Below are 16773 nucleotides of genomic sequence, written 5' to 3' on the forward strand. Positions count from 1 at the left end.
AGATTGACTGATTCACCCGTGTGACTATGCTGAGAGCGGTCTCTGGACCGCATTCAGCCAATTATTTTGCTAATGCCGGCCGCATAATTTCAGGCTCGATATTTTGAATAACGTCGGCATTAGGCTGTTTTGCCACTTCCTGCTCTGCTTTCTGGCATTCAACGGTCGGCTTTTCGACCTTGCGCAGGGTAAGACCATCGTATTCCAGCTCACCGTTATCGACGTCCAGCGTCATCACCCGCACCTGACGCGTCACATTGACATAATCGCCATTGAGTTGGGTCAGCTTGCCTGGTTTTGCAATGACACGCTGCCACTGGCGGCAATCCAGAGTGCTGCCATCGGCATTGACGATCAGACTGGCAATCGCCTTATCGCTAATCAGATCGCTTTGTGGCCCTACTGTCTGCCAGTTACCCTGCAAATTTGCCGGAGCAGGCGTTTGCACCGCACTCTCATAACTATTGATTTGTGCGCAGCCACTTAGCGCCAGAGTGGCAATCAGCATCCAGTTTTTCATTTTTTAATCCCTAAAATCCGGTCAATGGCGGCTACGTTATAATTTTTACGGTAAGGTGCGCAAGCTATCTGAATGCTGCCCTCAGCGTAAAACTGCATTTTCTGACGCTTTCATCGCGCACGGGCAACATTTATCAATATCAGCACCGCGAACTGACCGTTTTTCATCCTGCACCGCTTAGCCTGACAAGCCAGACGCAACAGGCTACACTGTCGCCCTGCACTACCTATCAGGAAACCTGCAATGAAAACTCCAGAAGCTTATTACGCCGAGGCTCGCGCCCTGTTTTTTACCGCCCACGCGGATTTCCAGGCAGCATTAGACGAACTCACAGAAAGCGATGCCCGCGCCGCCAATATGTCACTGCGTGAACTACGTGAATGGCATGCTGAACGCATCTACGCGGCTTTTTTACGCCAGAAGAACCTTGATGGTATGATTTTCTCGATCCAGCTGGCTGAACCGGATAAAGCCGTCGCTGCCGAGGCCATAGAACGTTATCTCAGATCGCATGCGGAATCACTGGGAATGAGCTGGGAAGAATTCTGTATTAAAAATGAACTGTAGTAAGCAGGTCCTGGCGGGACAATGAAAATACCGCTGATGTCATCGCCCTGTTAACCATCAGGATGGGTTCGCTGAGCCTCTCCTTTTTCCGGCGTCGCTGGCGACAGACAACACACTTATCGCCAGCGTTTGCCATTACTCTTCCTGCGCCATTTTGCCTCTCACTTCAACATACTTAGCGACGGCCAGCAGCCGGTTAATGTGAGTAAGCAGTAAATCAATATCCGACTGCATAAATTCAGATGATGAACGTGAAGCCGTCACTATCGCATCCTGAACCGTTTCGGAGATGGTTAATGCGTTATCTTGTTTCGCCTGGACCAATAAAGCTGCCACCAACAATGACTGTGCTTCTATCTGCGCAGTCAGTTCCTTAGCGTCGACATCCATTTTTGCTAGTTTGAGCAGAATATCTATAACCAATTGTCGCATTGCACTTCTCCTGGTGAGTGAGCGCACTTAGTGTTGTGAACGCACTCAGAGTAAACCAGATGACGGTGCTTTTCTACGCAACGCGGAAAAAACGAATTAAGATAAACATCAGCTTGATACTGTTTTTATTTACAGTAAAATGGCGAGGCGATTTTGCCCTTAAGGGATTGTTAACATGTTTGTAGAGTTAATTTACGATAAACGTAATGTCGCGGGCCTGCCAGGAGCGCGTGAGATGATTTTAGCAGAACTAGAGAAACGGGTGCATCGCGTGTTCCCTGACATTGAGGTTAAGGTCAAGCCTATGGAGCGGAATGCGATAGAGACCGATCTCAGTAAGAACGAGAAGGCGACAATAGCGCGACTCGTGGAAGAGATGTTTGATGAAGCAGAATTCTGGCTGGTGGCTGATTAATCCGTTAACCGCCACCGCCTCAGTCAGCGGGGGATGGCTTAACTCTCCTGCTCGCTGTGGTTAATTTCGATTTCGATATCCTGAATGGCCGTCTCCAGATCTTCCAGTAACGTACCCTGTTTGTTCAGCAGCGCGTCAATGCGGGCTGCGTTTCCTTCATCTTTATACTCGCCGGCGTCAAAGGCTAACCAATGTGCAGAAAGCGTCTCAGTGTTCGTCTGTGCATAGTGACGCATTTCTTTCAGCTGAGATGCCACGTCACGCAGATAATCTGTTTTGCTTTTGGTTTCGATTGAATCAGTCATGCTGTGTTTCCTTATGGTTGTTTATCCAATGAAAATGTCGCCTGGAGATTTAAAGGTAGAACAATATAGCGACTTTGCATTAGGAATAATCGGAACTCACTAGCGTGAGTGACATGAGCGGAAAACGGTAGGATGAGTAAGCACCATGAAAGCAAAGCGTCAATGCGTAAGCTTAGTCGCTATAAGTAAGGGTGCCCATTTTTGAGCGAGCCCCACTGATTGAGGGGAATTGTGACGGTCTGGTTTAGCTGGACTAGACTTAACAGACTCAAAAAGGAGCGAAGCATGCATACACATCACAGTAACGAACAGCGTAAACATGAGGGCGATGTCAGCAAAGGTTTACCCGAAGCGGCACCTCATGCAGGCAATGCCTATGAGGAAGACGATCATCCCGCTAAGGATGCACCTAAGGATCACGGGGAAGTCCCGAGAAAAAATGATGACAGTCAGGATGATAAAAAAGACCCTTTTAAAGCGTCCTGAGTGGTTTTATCGCGAGCATGTTCCGCGCCGGGGCATGCTTTTACCTGCTCAATCAATGCCTCATCATTAAAAAGCACGTCATCGAATACCCTGTATTTACATCCGTATCGTCCCTGCAGTAACAGACCTGTATCATTTTTAACTTCGCCTGACGTAATCCTTATCGCCAGGAAATGCACGAAGAGTGAGGCATGCAATTTAGATTACAAAGCCAAAAAACAGCGCAACGATGTGTTTGCATCCCGTTAGCATGCCATCACGCCTTTTTAAGTAAATACGGCTCGCCGTCACTCAGGATTGTTTATGAAGGTAGTCCACCAGCATTTCAAGATTAACCCTGTGAGGCCCATCTGGATAAAACACGCCCTGCGCCGGTCGGTTAGCATCAAATAACGCCTGCAAATCCAGATCGTCATCCAGTAACTGAATAGAGCCCTTGACCAGCTTATATGAAATCACCCTGCATGTGCCTTCAGGGATCTTGCTTAAAGAGTCAGAGCCTTGAACGTCAGAATAAATCTCATATTTAATCTGCCCACCGCTATTTGAGTTAGCGAGCAGAGTTTGAATTAAGTATTTCATTTTAACCAAAGGATGGGTAAACAAGGATATTACATTAACGCGGAGCAATTTTTTTAAAAAGTTAAATCTTTTAATCAGATATTATTTCTTATAAACCTGCTCATTCTCACTTTATGCTGACAGGCCTTGCCTGGTTTGCTGCTCACGCCCTGCCAGGGGTGCCTTCACCGCGGGATGAGGCAACATGTTCACAGCCTTACCTCTATACCGCCACCCACATTAACACTGAGTTTTTATCGAAAGGAGTTTAGATAAACAAAGCCATCTTTCATTCGTACCGCCGCGACCCTTCTTATTTATTATCGAAAAATATCTTTCTTTTATCAGCGATGTCATCGCATTGAAACTGAAGAAAACCTTATATTGCTGTTCGAGATACCGCGGCAACACTCTTGAAAAATAGCTTGTAAGTTAAATAAAAATTAAACAAAACCCTGTGAAGGATAATTGTTTTCACTCAGGCGTGTTAATTCCAGTCAGGATAAAAATTCTTTTTTTTGCGATAGCACAGGTGATGTAAATAAAGGTTATCTCTTACGGAGGCAATAAATTTTAAGGCGTACGTTTGGCGGGTTGTCAGACGTGAGTTAACCGGCTTAGTGGCCAGTATAGGGGTCGGTCAGTCTGTTTTTATCGATTTACACTTTTGAACTTGTTCGCCAGTCAGCCGCGGCAAACTCCTTCACTGAGGGGTTATCAGGTGTATGACGGCGTGGATAAGGAATAAGGATAAGAAAAAGCAGCGCTGGATGCCCTATCACAAACACGCACTCTGCCCTGGCTCTACCACAACCCAAAGTCCACCTTGCACGAACCTGATATTCCCCCGTCAGTGACGTGACTACACCTGCATATTCATGATGTCGGTATAAGCCGAAACCAGCTTGTTCCTGACCTGAATTCCCATCTGCATTGAGATGGATGATTTTTGCAGATCGACCATCACATCATTCAGCGCGATCCCGGGCTTACCCATTTCGAAATCCTGCGCCTGGGTGCGTGCAGAAGTCTGCGTTTCGCTGATTTTATCCAGCGCGGCCTTCATGGTCGCACCGAAGTCGATATGGCTGGTGACGTCGTTACTCTTGTTGTTGGCCTGGAGCGACGTCATCTGTAACTGCTGTAAAACACCCTCGATTGCCTGCACTGACATGGCTGTTACCTCACTGAAAAGAGATGAAGATTTTTGATGTGCGGAGAAGTTAACACATTGTCAATAAGACAAAGCCCCTAAATGGCGCTAAAAACCGTGGCTTATTCACCCATCGAATTTTGCGTTTCATCAAATAATGCCAGGCATTGAAGTGGAAATTTTATTTATGCAGGTCAGGGAGTCTGTTTTGCCATCACAACTAACCCGGTCAATTACGTCAGGCAGGAATCGGTCATGAATGCGAGTGCAGCCGCCACACAAGATCAAGACAAGAAAGGCTTCGGTGACCTTCTCGCTCGCCTGCGTGCTAATCCACGCATACCTTTAATCGTCGCCGCCGCCGCTGCTATTGCAGTGGTGTTTGCATTGGTCCTTTGGGCCAAGACACCTAACTACAGCGTGCTGTTCAGCAATCTCTCAAACGAGGATGGCGGCGCCATTGTCACGCAGTTGACGCAGATGAATGTACCTTATCGTTTTGCCGATAACGGTGGCGCATTGATGGTCCCTGAAGACAAAGTGCATGAACTGCGTCTGCGTCTGGCGGAACAGGGCCTGCCTAAGGGTGGCAACGTCGGCTTTGAGCTGCTGGATAAAGAGAAGTTCGGTATCAGCCAGTTTAGTGAGCAGGTTAACTACCAGCGCGCACTCGAAGGCGAGCTGGCACGTACCATCGAATCACTGGGGCCGGTTAAAACCGCGCGCGTGCATCTGGCCATGCCTAAACCTACTCTGTTTGTGCGTGAGCAAAAGGCCCCTTCTGCGTCCGTAACCTTAACGCTGCAACCGGGTCGCGCACTGGACGAGGGTCAGATTCAGGCGATTACCCACATGGTTTCCAGTAGCGTGGCGGGTTTACCTCCGGGCAACGTCACCGTCGTGGATCAGAGCGGTCATCTGTTAACGCGTTCTGATGCGGTGGGTCGTGACCTGAATGACGCACAACTTAAATATGCTGCCGAAGTGGAAGCCCGTTATCAGCAACGCATTGAAGCTATCCTGAATCCGATTCTGGGCCAGGGCAACGTGCATGCACAGGTTACCGCGCAGATTAACTTTGATACCAGCGAGCAGACAGACGAGAAGTATCAGCCAAATGGCGACCCCAAAAATGCGTCAATCCGCTCACAGCAGACAAGCACCAGCGAGCAGTCTGGCAGCCCTTATCCTGGCGGCGTGCCTGGCGCGCTGTCTAATCAGCCAGCGCCCGCGAATACTGCGCCGGTCAATGCGCCGAACACCAACGCGGCCAACGGGCAGAATGCGAATGGCCAGAACAATGCCGCGAATGGCCAGCGTACCAGTACCGCCTCGGCCAGCAGCGTGCCAACCAACTCTCGCCGCGATGACACAGTGAACTATGAGCTGGATCGCACCATTCGCCATACCAAAATGAATGTGGGAGATGTGCAGCGTCTGTCCGTCGCCGTGGTGGTGAACTATCGCGAAGATGATAAAGGCAAAGCGCTTGCACTTAACGAGCAGCAGCTGAAGCAGATTGAAGACCTGACGCGTGAAGCCATGGGCTATTCACAACAGCGTGGTGACAGCGTCAACGTGGTGAACTCGCAGTTCAATACCACCGAACCTACTGTCAGCGAACTGCCCTTCTGGCAACAGCAGGCCTTCTTTGACCAGCTGATAAGTGCAGGTAAGTGGCTGCTGGTGGCACTGGTTGCCTTCATCCTGTATCGCAAAACGGTTCGTCCACATGTACTGCGTAAGAAAGAAGCTGAGAAAGCGGCTGCAGAAGCGATGGCTGCCCGAGCTGCACAGCAAAACGATCAGGAAGCTTACAGCGTCCAGCTCAGCAAAGATGAGATGGAGCAGGAACGCAAAACTAACAACCGCATGAGCGCTGAAGTCATGAGCCAGCGTATCCGCGACATGTCTGAAAACGATCCGCGCGTCGTGGCGCTGGTTATTCGTGAATGGATGGGTAACGAACTATGAGTCTGACCGGTACTGAAAAAAGCGCCATTCTGATGATGACCATTGGCGAAGAACGCGCGGCGGAAGTGTTTAAGCATCTGAACCAACGTGAAGTGCAGCATCTGAGCTCGGCAATGGCCAGCATGCGTCAGGTATCCCATAAGCAGCTGACTGAAGTGCTGCGTGAGTTCGAAGCCGATGCCGAGCAGTTCGCGGCGCTGAGCCTGAACTCCAACGACTACCTGCGCTCCGTGTTGACCCGTGCGCTGGGTGAAGAACGTGCTTCAAGCCTGCTGGAGGATATCCTTGAAACCCGTGATACCACCAGCGGGATGGAAACGCTCAACTTCATGGAGCCGCAGGCGGCTGCCGACCTTATTCGCGACGAGCATCCCCAGATTATCGCGACCATTCTGGTACACCTCAAACGCGGTCAGGCTGCAGATATCCTGGCGCTGTTTGATGAACGCCTGCGTCATGACGTTATGCTGCGTATTGCGACCTTTGGTGGCGTACAGCCTGCCGCACTGGCAGAACTGACCGAAGTGCTGAACAGCCTGCTCGACGGCACCAACCTCAAGCGCGCGAAGATGGGCGGCGTAAGAACGGCGGCAGAAATCATCAACCTGATGAAAACGCAGCAGGAAGAAGCAGTCATCGAAGCGGTTCGCGACTTCGACGGCGAGCTGGCACAGAAAATCATCGACGAGATGTTCCTGTTCGAAAATCTGGTGGAAGTGGACGATCGCAGTATCCAGCGTCTGTTGCAGGAAGTGGAGTCCGAGCAGTTGCTGATCGCCCTGAAAGGTGCAGAGCAGCCTCTGCGCGAGAAGTTCCTCAAAAACATGTCGGCACGTGCAGCAGATATTCTGCGCGACGATCTTGCCAACCGTGGCCCGGTGCGTATGTCTGCGGTCGAGAACGAACAAAAAGCGATCCTGCTGGTGGTTCGTCGCCTGGCAGAGTCCGGCGAGATGGTAATCGGTGGTGGCGAGGAAACCTATGTCTGATGCATTTTCTGCCCGTCCATGGCAGCTGTGGCAGCCGGTTGAACTGGGGCGTCCAGAAGAGCCCGTTGCCATGTCAGCAGAGCCAGCCGAGGTTACCATCTTTGAATCTGAAGAAGATGAGCAACAGCAGCAGTTTGAACATATGCAGCAGCAGTTGCGTAAAGAGGCGCACGGGCAAGGCTATAGCGAAGGTCATCTGCAGGGGTTTGCTGAAGGCCAGAAGGCCGGTTACGACGCGGGCTTTCAGCAAGGTCTGGCCGATGCACAGCAGCAGCAGGCGCCTTTACAGGCACGCATGCAGCAGCTGGTTACCGAATTCCAGAACACGCTGGAATCCCTGGACAGCGTGATCGCCGCCCGTCTGATGCAGCTGGCGCTGGAAGCCGCACGCTCAGTCATTGGGCAGGCAACAACGGTGGATGGCAGCGCCCTGCTTCGGCAGATCCAGGGCCTGCTTCAGCAGGAGCCGATGTTTAGCGGTAAACCTCAACTGCGCGTTCATCCGGACGATCTGCTGAGAATCGAACAAACCTTAGGTCCGACGCTTGATCTTCACGGCTGGCGTTTACTGGCAGATAACACGTTGCACCCTGGCGGCTGCAAGCTCAGCGCCGAAGATGGCGATCTCGACGCCAGCGTCGCCACTCGCTGGCAGGAACTGTGTCGCCTGGCGGCGCCGGGAGAATTTTAATGACCACACGTCTGAACCGCTGGCTGGGCTCGCTTGATGCCTTTGAGAGTCGTATTTCTCAGGTACAACCGATTCGTCGTTATGGGCGTTTGACCCGTGCCACCGGCCTGGTACTGGAGGCGACCGGCCTGCAGCTGCCCCTGGGTTCAACCTGTGTGATTGAGCGCAACGACGGTAAGAGCATCAGCGAAATCGAAAGTGAAGTCGTCGGTTTCAACGGTCAGAAACTGCTGATGATGCCGCTGGAAGAAGTGGACGGCATTCTGCCGGGGGCGCGCGTTTATGCCCGGGCTACCGGTGAAAACCCGCAGGCCGGAAAGCAGCTTTTACTCGGACCACAACTGCTGGGCCGTGTCCTTGACGGCAGCGGACGGCCGCTCGATGGCTTACCGTCACCGGAAACTGGCTACCGTGCGGCGCTAAATACTCCGCCGTTTAACCCCTTACAGCGCACGCCCATCACTGATGTCCTGGATACGGGCGTTCGGGCTATCAACGCCCTGCTCACCGTTGGCCGTGGTCAACGTATGGGCCTGTTTGCTGGTTCAGGCGTGGGTAAAAGCGTGCTGCTCGGCATGATGGCGCGTTACACCCAGGCCGACGTGATCGTTGTCGGGTTAATCGGTGAGCGTGGTCGTGAAGTTAAAGACTTTATTGAAAACATTTTAGGCGCGGAAGGCCGTGCCCGTTCCGTGGTGATTGCGGCGCCGGCCGATGTCTCCCCGCTGTTGCGTCTTCAGGGCGCAGCCTATGCCACACGTATTGCAGAAGACTTCCGCGATCGCGGTAAGCACGTCCTGTTAATCATGGACTCCCTGACGCGTTACGCCATGGCCCAGCGTGAGATTGCCCTGGCAATCGGTGAGCCACCGGCCACTAAAGGTTATCCACCGTCTGTTTTCGCTAAGCTCCCGGCCCTGGTTGAGCGCGCCGGTAACGGTATCGATGGCGGCGGCTCCATTACGGCTTTTTATACCGTTCTGACCGAAGGCGACGACCAGCAGGATCCGATTGCAGACTCTGCCCGCGCAATCCTAGACGGACACATCGTGTTGTCACGTCGCCTCGCGGAGGCCGGTCACTATCCGGCTATTGATATTGAAGCGTCAATCAGTCGTGCCATGACATCACTGATTGATGAAAATCACTATGCACGCGTACGCCAGTTCAAGCAGTTGCTTTCAAGTTTTCAGCGCAACCGTGACCTGGTCAGCGTCGGCGCCTATGCCGCAGGCAGCGATCCCATGCTGGACAAAGCTATTCAGCTTTACCCGCAGATGGAAGCCTTCCTGCAACAAGGCATTTTTGAACGCAGTGAGTACGACGACGCCTGCCTGCATTTGCACGCCTTGTTTGGCTAGTCAGCGCGTTTGATACGAGGACATCGTAATGAAAACAGCCAATGCTATTGACACGCTTCGCGATTTAGCGGAGCAGGACCTGGAGCGCGCCGCCGTGTTGTTGGGCGATATGCGCCGGGGTCAGCAGGCGGCTAACGAGCAGCTCTCCATGTTGCTCGATTACCAGGACGAGTACCGCAATAAGCTGAACAGTGACATGTCCAGCGGAATTGCCAGCAATCGCTGGACCAACTATCACCAGTTTATCCAGACGCTGGAGAAGGCGATTGAGCAACACCGCAGCCAGCTACAGCAATGGAACCAACGGCTGGAACAGGCGCTGGTCAACTGGCGTGAGAAACAGCAGCGCCTGAACGCCTATCAAACTCTGATCACCCGGGCAGAGGAAAATGCATTACGACAAGAAAACCGTCTCGACCAGAAACGGATGGATGAATTTGCCCAACGGGCCGCACTGAGGAAAGGCGAATGATTACGCTGCCAAACACCGCGTTGACGACGAAAGCTATCGGCACTGCTGACACATCAGGCACCACAGACCTGCCAGGCAGTGGTGAGACGCTGCCACAGGACTTTATCACCGCCCTGGGAAATCAGCTGCTTTCCCTGGCGAAGCTGCACGGTAAAAACCCTGCGGCTACAGATAAAAATGTCACGACAGAGACGGAGCATAAAACGGCCACCTCGTTGAATGCATTACTCTCTTCGCTGGAAACGCCGACTGCGCTTAGTGCGTTGTTTACACCGGAAAAGATTAAAGCCGGCACAAAATCAGCCGATGATAAAGATGAGCTGACAGCCACCGTCCTTAACAATAGCGACATGCAGAATATACAGGCGCTCTTTGCCATGCTACCCGCGACGGGACTGCAGCAGGCGGTGAAAGACAACGCAGCGAACCGTGGTGCGGATTTGCAAGGGGATGCGCCCCGTTCAGCGCTGTCAGCGCTGACGCAGGCGGTCACTACGGCACTAACCGGTGATGGCAAAGAGAGCCAAAACACGAAGGTGCAGGACGGCAACCTGGCCAATAAAGCCAGTCTGGTTAGCCAGAGCGTGACCGGCCCAACCGCCGCGACAAGTCATAACACCGCGGTGACGCCTGCGGCTCTGACCACCGACGGCAGTTTTCAGCAGATACTGAGCAGCGTCAGTAAGCAGGACGATCGTCCGTTAGCGGCAGCCAGCGATAACCAGGCCATTCTCAGCGCGCCGGTGAGCAGTACCAGTAGCTTGCTGCAGTCATCTGGCGCCTCAGCGACGATGAACTCACCGTCAACGCCGACGCTGAATGCCCACCTGGGCAGCAACGAATGGCAGCAGGCACTGGGGCAGCAAATTGTGATGTTCAGCCGTAATGGCCAGCAGAATGCAGAACTGCGATTGCATCCTGAAGACCTGGGGGCGATTCAGATCAGCCTGAAACTGAATAACGATCAGGCACAGTTAAATATGGTTTCCAGCCATAGCCATGTCAGGGCCGCGCTGGAAGCTGCGCTTCCCCAGTTGCGTCATGCCCTGGCGGAAAGCGGGATTAACCTGGGTGAGAGTCAGGTAAGCAGTGAGAGTTTCTCGCAGGGACAGAGCTTCCAGCAGCAACAGGAGGCGCGTCGCGACGGACAGCACGGCAGCTTCTCCCTCACCCAGGACAGTGATAACGACATTACGCCCATTGCCGTACCGCAGTCTCTTCAGGCCCGGTTAACCGGCAAAGGCGCAGTCGACACATTTGCCTGACAGCGACAAACGCTGAAGGTAAGCGTAAAACCCGTGTCTTTTCTTGCCATTGTTTGACTTAAGACACGCGATAATCTGTTCAGGCAAGCCGAGAGGCTTGCCCATAATTCACAGGAAGTTACTGCAAAAATGTCTGATAACGCGAAAGCCAAAGGCCGCAAACGAAAACTTTTAATACCAGTGTTACTGATTGTCGCGCTGGCCGCTTGCAGCGTGGCAGGCTATGCAGTCTGGCGAATGATGAATAAACATGAGGGTGATAAGCCGGAGGTCGCGAAAGTTGAACCGCCTCCCGCCCCGGTCTTTTTTGCGCTTGATACATTTACGGTTAACCTGGTCAATCCCGACAACGACCCAGACCGCGTACTGTACGTAGGCTTTACGCTACGTCTGCCGGATGAAGAAACGCGTCGTCGGATGAGTGACTACCTGCCTGAGGTTCGCAGTCGTCTGTTACTGCTGCTGTCTCGTCAGAACGCAGCTGCACTGGCGACGGAGCAAGGAAAGCAAGCGCTTGTTGATCAAATCAAACAGGCGCTGGCACCACCACTGGTAAAAGGTCAACCTCCGCAGGTCGTAGACGACGTACTGTTTACTGCCTTCATTTTGAGGTGAATCAATGGGCGACAGCATTCTCTCCCAGGCTGAAATTGACGCGCTACTTAACGGCGACAGCGGCAGCGCGGAAGAAGAAAAGAAACAAAACGGACCTGAGGGCGATATTCGCCCTTATGATCCGAATACCCAGCGTCGCGTGGTGCGCGAGCGTCTGCAGGCGCTGGAAATTATTAACGAGCGTTTTGCCCGTAGTTTCCGTATGGCGCTGTTTAACCTGCTGCGTCGTAGCCCGGATATCAGCGTAGGCGCGATCAAGATTCAGCCTTACCATGAGTTTGCACGCAATCTGCCGGTGCCAACCAACCTGAACCTGATCCATCTGAAGCCCCTGCGCGGTACGGCATTAGTCGTGTTTTCGCCAAGCCTGGTGTTTATTGCGGTCGATAACCTTTTTGGCGGTGATGGCCGCTTTCCGACTAAAGTTGAAGGACGGGAGTTTACCCATACCGAGCAACGTGTCATTCGCCGCATGCTGAAGCTGGCGCTTGACGGATACAGCGATGCGTGGAAAGCCATTTATCCGTTGGATGTGGAGTATGTGCGTTCGGAAATGCAGGTGAAATTCACCAACATCACCACATCACCTAACGATATTGTTGTGAATACGCCTTTCCAGGTTGAAATCGGTAACCTTGTGGGTGAGTTCAACATCTGTATTCCGTTTTCGATGATTGAACCGCTGCGTGAAATGCTGGTGAATCCACCGCTGGAAAACTCGCGGTCAGAAGATACACACTGGCGCGACAATCTGGTGAAGCAGGTTCAGCACTCTGAGCTGGAACTGATTGCCCATTTCGCCGAAACGTCGCTGCGCCTGTCGCGCGTTTTACAGCTGAAACCCGGTGATGTTCTGCCGATTGAAAAGCCAGAGCGCATTATTGCCCATGTGGACGGTGTGCCCGTTTTAACCAGTCAGTATGGCACGCTTAACGGCCAGTATGCCCTGCGTGTTGAACATTTGATTAACCCGATTTTGAATTCGCTTAACGAGGAACAGCCCCATGACTGACAGCAAGAAACCGTCCGATGATACTATCTCTGCGGACGATCTGTGGGCTGAAGCAATGAATGAGCAGGTTGGCTCCGCTACGACTGCCTCACAGAGTGATGACGTTTTTAAAAGCTTTGAAACGAGTAATGCGTCAGGTTCGTTACAGGATATCGACCTGATTATGGATATCCCGGTGAAGCTCACCGTCGAGCTTGGCCGCACCAAAATGACCATTAAAGAACTGCTGCGTCTGACGCAGGGCTCCGTGGTATCCCTGGATGGGCTGGCGGGTGAACCGCTGGATATCCTGATCAACGGTTATTTGATCGCACAGGGTGAAGTCGTCGTGGTCAACGATAAATATGGCGTTCGCATTACCGATATCATTACGCCATCAGAGCGTATGCGTCGTCTGAGCCGTTAAGATGAATAACCAGAATCATACGCTGCAACCTGCCACACCTCAGGCACCGCCCATTTCGGCAGGTTCAGTATTGACCCAGGTCAGTGGCGTATTGGTCGTCATTATTCTGTTGATTCTGGCATGTGCCTGGCTGGCACGCCGCATGGGTTTTGCTCCTAAGAAAGTGGGCAGCCGTGAGCTGACACTCACGGCCAGTGTGCAGGTCGGCCAGCGCGAACGCGTTGTGATTGTTGATACGCCGGATGCGCGTTTGGTACTGGGCGTGACAGCTCAACAAATTACTCACCTGCATACGTTGCCGCCAGGTGCACCTGATGAAACCGCACCGGTAAAAGCAGCGCCGCAGGATTTTCGTCAGCTATTACAAAATCTGGTTAAACGTCCCGGAAAAAATCCATGATGCGTCGACTGCTCCCTCTTCTGCCGCTGCTGTTGCTGGCACCGGTTGCCCATGCCCAGTTGCCGGGCCTGGTTAGTCAGCCATTAGCTAACGGTGGCCAAAGCTGGTCACTGCCGGTACAAACGCTGGTCTTTATTACCTCGTTAACATTCCTGCCAGCCATTCTGTTAATGATGACCAGCTTTACCCGCATCATTATTGTTTTCGGCCTGCTACGTAATGCGCTGGGCACGCCTTCCGCGCCGCCTAACCAGGTATTACTTGGCCTGACCTTATTTTTAACGTTTTTTATTATGGCGCCAACCTTCGATAAAATTTATCAGGATGCCTACCTGCCGTTTAGCCAGGATAAAATCAGCATGGATGTGGCGATTGATAAAGGCGCACAGCCGCTGCGGGAATTTATGCTGCGGCAAACCCGTGAGGCTGACTTAGCGTTATTTGCCCGCCTGGCAAATACAGCGCCGATTGCGGGTCCGGAAGCCGTACCTATGCGTATTCTGTTGCCGGCTTACGTGACCAGTGAATTAAAAACCGCATTCCAGATTGGCTTTACCGTATTTATTCCTTTTTTAATTATCGACCTGGTGGTTGCCAGCGTGTTAATGGCACTCGGGATGATGATGGTTCCCCCGGCAACAATTGCGCTGCCGTTTAAATTAATGTTGTTTGTTCTGGTGGACGGCTGGCAATTGCTGGTTGGCTCGCTGGCACAAAGTTTCTATTCCTGACCTCTCTATTGCACAGGAGAAATTCATGACACCTGAATCGGTAATGGTAATGGGACAGGAAGCCATGCGCGTTGCCCTGCTGCTGGCTGCCCCTATGCTTCTGGCCGCGCTGGTCAGCGGTTTGCTGGTGAGTTTGCTGCAAGCAGCGACCCAGATTAACGAACAAACGCTGTCTTTCATTCCAAAAATTATTGCAGTGGCCACCACGGGTATCATTGCCGGCCCCTGGATGCTGAACGTGCTGTTGGATTACATCCGCACCGTCTTTTCTAATCTGCCTTATATCATCGGCTGATGATCACTCTCGACAGTAGCCAACTCGTACACTGGGTCAGTCAGTTTTTCTGGCCACTGGTGCGTATTCTGGCACTGCTTGCTACCGCGCCGGTACTGAGTGAAAAAGCGGTGAGTAAACGGGTTAAGATTGGTCTTGCCGCCATGATCACCTGGATACTGATCCCAAATTTACCCCCGGTGAACGTGACGCTGTTTTCACCTGCCGGCTTTATGCTGCTGATTCAGCAGATGCTGATTGGGATTGCCATTGGTTTTACCATGCAGTTCGCCTTTGCCGCGGTTCGTACCGCCGGTGAACTGATTGGATTGCAGATGGGTCTGTCTTTCGCCACCTTTTTCGATCCCGCCAGTCGACTGAATATGCCCGTTCTTGCGCGCTTTCTCGACATGCTGGCGATGCTTTTATTTTTGACTTTCAACGGTCACCTATGGCTTATTTCCCTGCTGTCGGACAGTTTTCATACGTTGCCTATCGGCGGCGAGCCTCTTCAGGCAAATGCCTTTATGGCTTTGGTGAAATCCGGCAGCATGATTTTCCTTAATGGCATGATGTTAGCGCTGCCGTTGATCGTTTTGCTACTCACGATAAATATGGTCCTGGGTTTGTTAAACCGTCTTTCACCACAGTTATCAATCTTCGCGATCGGCTTCCCGATTACCTTATCAGTAGGCATTCTGACCATCAGCCTGCTGATGCCTCTCCTTGCCCCCTTCTGCGAGCACCTGTTCGGCGAAATATTCGATCTTCTGGCCCAGTTCCTGACAGAACTGTCCCCTGCCTGAACATTAAGTATCTAACTATTATCCTGATTTGATACTTAAGAAACGCATAACTATCCGCACATTTTTCAAACCACATTTCCCAGAAATCAACTAAGGATATTCTGATAAACGTGCGGAAAGTCTTAAAATTATTCTTATTAAACCGCGCTTCGCGTATTTTAGTCAGGCGGTTAACCGAGTCATCAACAAGGTTGTTTTGGTGACAAAATCGGCAATGCGTTGAAATTACTAAAGAAAAATTTTTATGTGATTTTTCTTGTCAGAAAATGTTTTTTCCGGCATTGTCAACTCGCTAACCGACTTCACACTTTCGTGAAATAAATGTTTTTAAGATTTGTCCTATCAGAAAACTCTGGGTTTTCAGCGATAGTGACAGCGCTCCCAAAAAACTGCATTTCGCTCAGTCCGACTTTGTATCGACTTATCATGTTGATATCAGGTCAGGTGTGAGGTCAGAGCAACACAAATTTTTTGCAGACCGGGTCAGGGAAGAGGACTTTTATGGGCTATTGCCCATTGCCACGCTGCATCAGCAGAATAAAAAAAAGCGCTTTGGAAATCTTCTCGTACCGCAACGCGTAATTCATCGTTGATTTAAACGGATAACAAATTGGTGAGGGTCGCTAACATGCCAACGATTATTATGGATTCCTGCAACTACACACGCCTGGGATTATCAGATTATATGTCTTCTAAGGGAGTTAAGAAGAAAAATATTACTTCTGTATCTGACATTGAGCAATTACAGCAAAGATGTGAGCAGTTAAAACCTGGCGTCGTCTTTATTAACGAAGACTGTTTCATTCATGAAACCGACTCCAGTGAACGCATTCGCAGCGTTATTAACCAGCATCCCGAAACACTGTTTTTTATTTTTATGGCCATTAGTAATATTCATTTTGAAGAATATTTGTATGTTCGGAAAAATTTGATTATTACATCCAAAGCAATTAAGCCTTCGACGCTGGATTCATTGTTAAGTACTTATTTGCAGAAAAAACTCAATATGTCGCCGCGTATTTCTTCGGGTCTTGATGTCCACCCTCTTACGCTAAGTCAGACAGAGTCAAATATGCTGAAAATGTGGATGTCAGGCCATGATACCATCCAGATATCAGATAAAATGCAAATTAAAGCGAAAACCGTTTCGTCGCATAAAGGCAATATAAAGCGAAAAATTAAAACGCATAATAAGCAAGTGATCTATCATGTGGTGCGTTTAACCGATAATGTGACGTCCGGTATCTATGTCAACGTAAGGTAACCTCCTCCCCTCTAAGAACTGGCCCAAAAGGCCGGTTTTTTTTATGGATTAGCGATCCAGATCTCACTTTCGGG

The 16773-nt window shown here is 51.2% G+C and carries 22 protein-coding genes; 17 read left to right on the forward strand and 5 right to left on the reverse strand.

The window, feature by feature from the left end; translation table 11 throughout:
* Nucleotides 1-61: 61 nt before the first annotated feature.
* Entirely contained in the window at nt 62-520 is a 459-nt protein-coding gene (gene yedD / locus NYE92_RS05485) for a lipoprotein YedD (RefSeq protein ID WP_013026165.1), read from the reverse strand.
* Between the two features lie 243 nt (nt 521-763).
* Between yedD and NYE92_RS05490 the strand changes: the two genes are divergently transcribed.
* Entirely contained in the window at nt 764-1087 is a 324-nt protein-coding gene (locus NYE92_RS05490; protein WP_014605568.1) for a DUF6388 family protein, read from the forward strand.
* 135 nt (nt 1088-1222) lie between these two features.
* Here the strand turns inward: NYE92_RS05490 and iraP are convergent, their stop codons facing one another.
* Nucleotides 1223-1519 (reverse strand): anti-adapter protein IraP, encoded by a 297-nt coding sequence (iraP, locus tag NYE92_RS05495; RefSeq protein WP_014605567.1) that lies wholly within the window; start codon nt 1517-1519, stop codon nt 1223-1225.
* 175 nt (nt 1520-1694) lie between these two features.
* On the opposite strand from iraP, the gene NYE92_RS05500 reads away from it, so the two are divergent.
* Nucleotides 1695-1934, forward strand: coding sequence for a DinI-like family protein (locus tag NYE92_RS05500; RefSeq protein ID WP_013026169.1), 240 nt, complete (start codon nt 1695-1697; stop codon nt 1932-1934).
* A 38-nt stretch (nt 1935-1972) separates the two neighbouring features.
* Here NYE92_RS05500 and NYE92_RS05505 read toward each other — a convergent pair whose 3' ends face one another.
* Nucleotides 1973-2239, reverse strand: coding sequence for a hypothetical protein (locus NYE92_RS05505; RefSeq protein WP_013026170.1), 267 nt, complete (start codon nt 2237-2239; stop codon nt 1973-1975).
* A gap of 285 nt (nt 2240-2524) precedes the next feature.
* On the opposite strand from NYE92_RS05505, the gene NYE92_RS05510 reads away from it, so the two are divergent.
* A complete protein-coding gene (locus NYE92_RS05510; protein WP_019106602.1) occupies nt 2525-2725 on the forward strand; it encodes a hypothetical protein in 201 nt (66 codons plus the stop codon).
* Between the two features lie 291 nt (nt 2726-3016).
* Here the strand turns inward: NYE92_RS05510 and NYE92_RS05515 are convergent, their stop codons facing one another.
* Nucleotides 3017-3307, reverse strand: a complete 291-nt coding sequence (locus NYE92_RS05515; RefSeq protein ID WP_014605566.1) for a hypothetical protein — start codon at nt 3305-3307, stop codon at nt 3017-3019.
* A gap of 841 nt (nt 3308-4148) precedes the next feature.
* Nucleotides 4149-4460, reverse strand: coding sequence for a flagellar hook-basal body complex protein FliE (fliE, locus tag NYE92_RS05520; RefSeq protein WP_013026173.1), 312 nt, complete (start codon nt 4458-4460; stop codon nt 4149-4151).
* A gap of 234 nt (nt 4461-4694) precedes the next feature.
* On the opposite strand from fliE, the gene fliF reads away from it, so the two are divergent.
* The 14 genes from fliF (at nt 4695) to rcsA (ending at nt 16699) form a co-directional block, all read left to right on the forward strand.
* Nucleotides 4695-6413 (forward strand): flagellar basal-body MS-ring/collar protein FliF, encoded by a 1719-nt coding sequence (gene fliF / locus NYE92_RS05525; RefSeq protein ID WP_014605565.1) that lies wholly within the window; start codon nt 4695-4697, stop codon nt 6411-6413.
* A complete protein-coding gene (fliG, locus tag NYE92_RS05530) occupies nt 6410-7402 on the forward strand; it encodes a flagellar motor switch protein FliG (RefSeq protein ID WP_013026175.1) in 993 nt (330 codons plus the stop codon). The genes fliF and fliG overlap by 4 nt, the downstream gene beginning before the upstream one ends.
* A complete protein-coding gene (gene fliH / locus NYE92_RS05535; protein ID WP_014593946.1) occupies nt 7395-8093 on the forward strand; it encodes a flagellar assembly protein FliH in 699 nt (232 codons plus the stop codon). Before fliG ends, fliH begins: the two co-directional genes overlap by 8 nt.
* Nucleotides 8093-9454: a flagellar protein export ATPase FliI gene (gene fliI / locus NYE92_RS05540; RefSeq protein ID WP_014593947.1), complete on the forward strand. Its 1362-nt coding sequence runs from the start codon at nt 8093-8095 to the stop codon at nt 9452-9454. The genes fliH and fliI overlap by 1 nt, the downstream gene beginning before the upstream one ends.
* Before the next feature lie 28 nt (nt 9455-9482).
* Complete coding sequence (gene fliJ, locus NYE92_RS05545; protein WP_013026178.1) at nt 9483-9926, forward strand: flagellar export protein FliJ; 444 nt, start codon at nt 9483-9485, stop codon at nt 9924-9926.
* Entirely contained in the window at nt 9923-11191 is a 1269-nt protein-coding gene (locus tag NYE92_RS05550; protein ID WP_024472376.1) for a flagellar hook-length control protein FliK, read from the forward strand. The genes fliJ and NYE92_RS05550 overlap by 4 nt, the downstream gene beginning before the upstream one ends.
* Before the next feature lie 129 nt (nt 11192-11320).
* A complete protein-coding gene (gene fliL / locus NYE92_RS05555) occupies nt 11321-11806 on the forward strand; it encodes a flagellar basal body-associated protein FliL (RefSeq protein ID WP_013026180.1) in 486 nt (161 codons plus the stop codon).
* 4 nt (nt 11807-11810) lie between these two features.
* Nucleotides 11811-12818 carry a flagellar motor switch protein FliM gene (fliM, locus tag NYE92_RS05560; RefSeq protein ID WP_013026181.1) on the forward strand — a complete coding sequence of 336 codons (1008 nt, stop codon included), beginning with the start codon at nt 11811-11813 and terminating at the stop codon, nt 12816-12818.
* Nucleotides 12811-13224 carry a flagellar motor switch protein FliN gene (gene fliN / locus NYE92_RS05565; RefSeq protein WP_013026182.1) on the forward strand — a complete coding sequence of 138 codons (414 nt, stop codon included), beginning with the start codon at nt 12811-12813 and terminating at the stop codon, nt 13222-13224. The genes fliM and fliN overlap by 8 nt, the downstream gene beginning before the upstream one ends.
* A 1-nt stretch (nt 13225) precedes the next feature.
* Entirely contained in the window at nt 13226-13624 is a 399-nt protein-coding gene (gene fliO / locus NYE92_RS05570) for a flagellar biosynthetic protein FliO (protein WP_014593949.1), read from the forward strand.
* Nucleotides 13624-14355, forward strand: coding sequence for a flagellar type III secretion system pore protein FliP (fliP, locus tag NYE92_RS05575; RefSeq protein WP_033765984.1), 732 nt, complete (start codon nt 13624-13626; stop codon nt 14353-14355). Before fliO ends, fliP begins: the two co-directional genes overlap by 1 nt.
* 25 nt (nt 14356-14380) lie before the next feature.
* Complete coding sequence (gene fliQ, locus NYE92_RS05580) at nt 14381-14650, forward strand: flagellar biosynthesis protein FliQ (protein ID WP_014605563.1); 270 nt, start codon at nt 14381-14383, stop codon at nt 14648-14650.
* On the forward strand, nt 14650-15435 hold the full coding sequence (fliR, locus tag NYE92_RS05585) for a flagellar biosynthetic protein FliR (protein WP_015700054.1): 786 nt from the start codon (nt 14650-14652) through the stop codon (nt 15433-15435). Before fliQ ends, fliR begins: the two co-directional genes overlap by 1 nt.
* 628 nt (nt 15436-16063) lie before the next feature.
* Nucleotides 16064-16699, forward strand: coding sequence for a transcriptional regulator RcsA (rcsA, locus tag NYE92_RS05590; RefSeq protein WP_014593952.1), 636 nt, complete (start codon nt 16064-16066; stop codon nt 16697-16699).
* Nucleotides 16700-16773 lie beyond the last annotated feature (74 nt).

Origin of the sequence: Pantoea sp. B566, from assembly GCF_024793925.1 — a bacterium.
In the GTDB taxonomy this organism is placed as follows: Bacteria; Pseudomonadota; Gammaproteobacteria; order Enterobacterales; family Enterobacteriaceae; genus Pantoea; species Pantoea ananatis.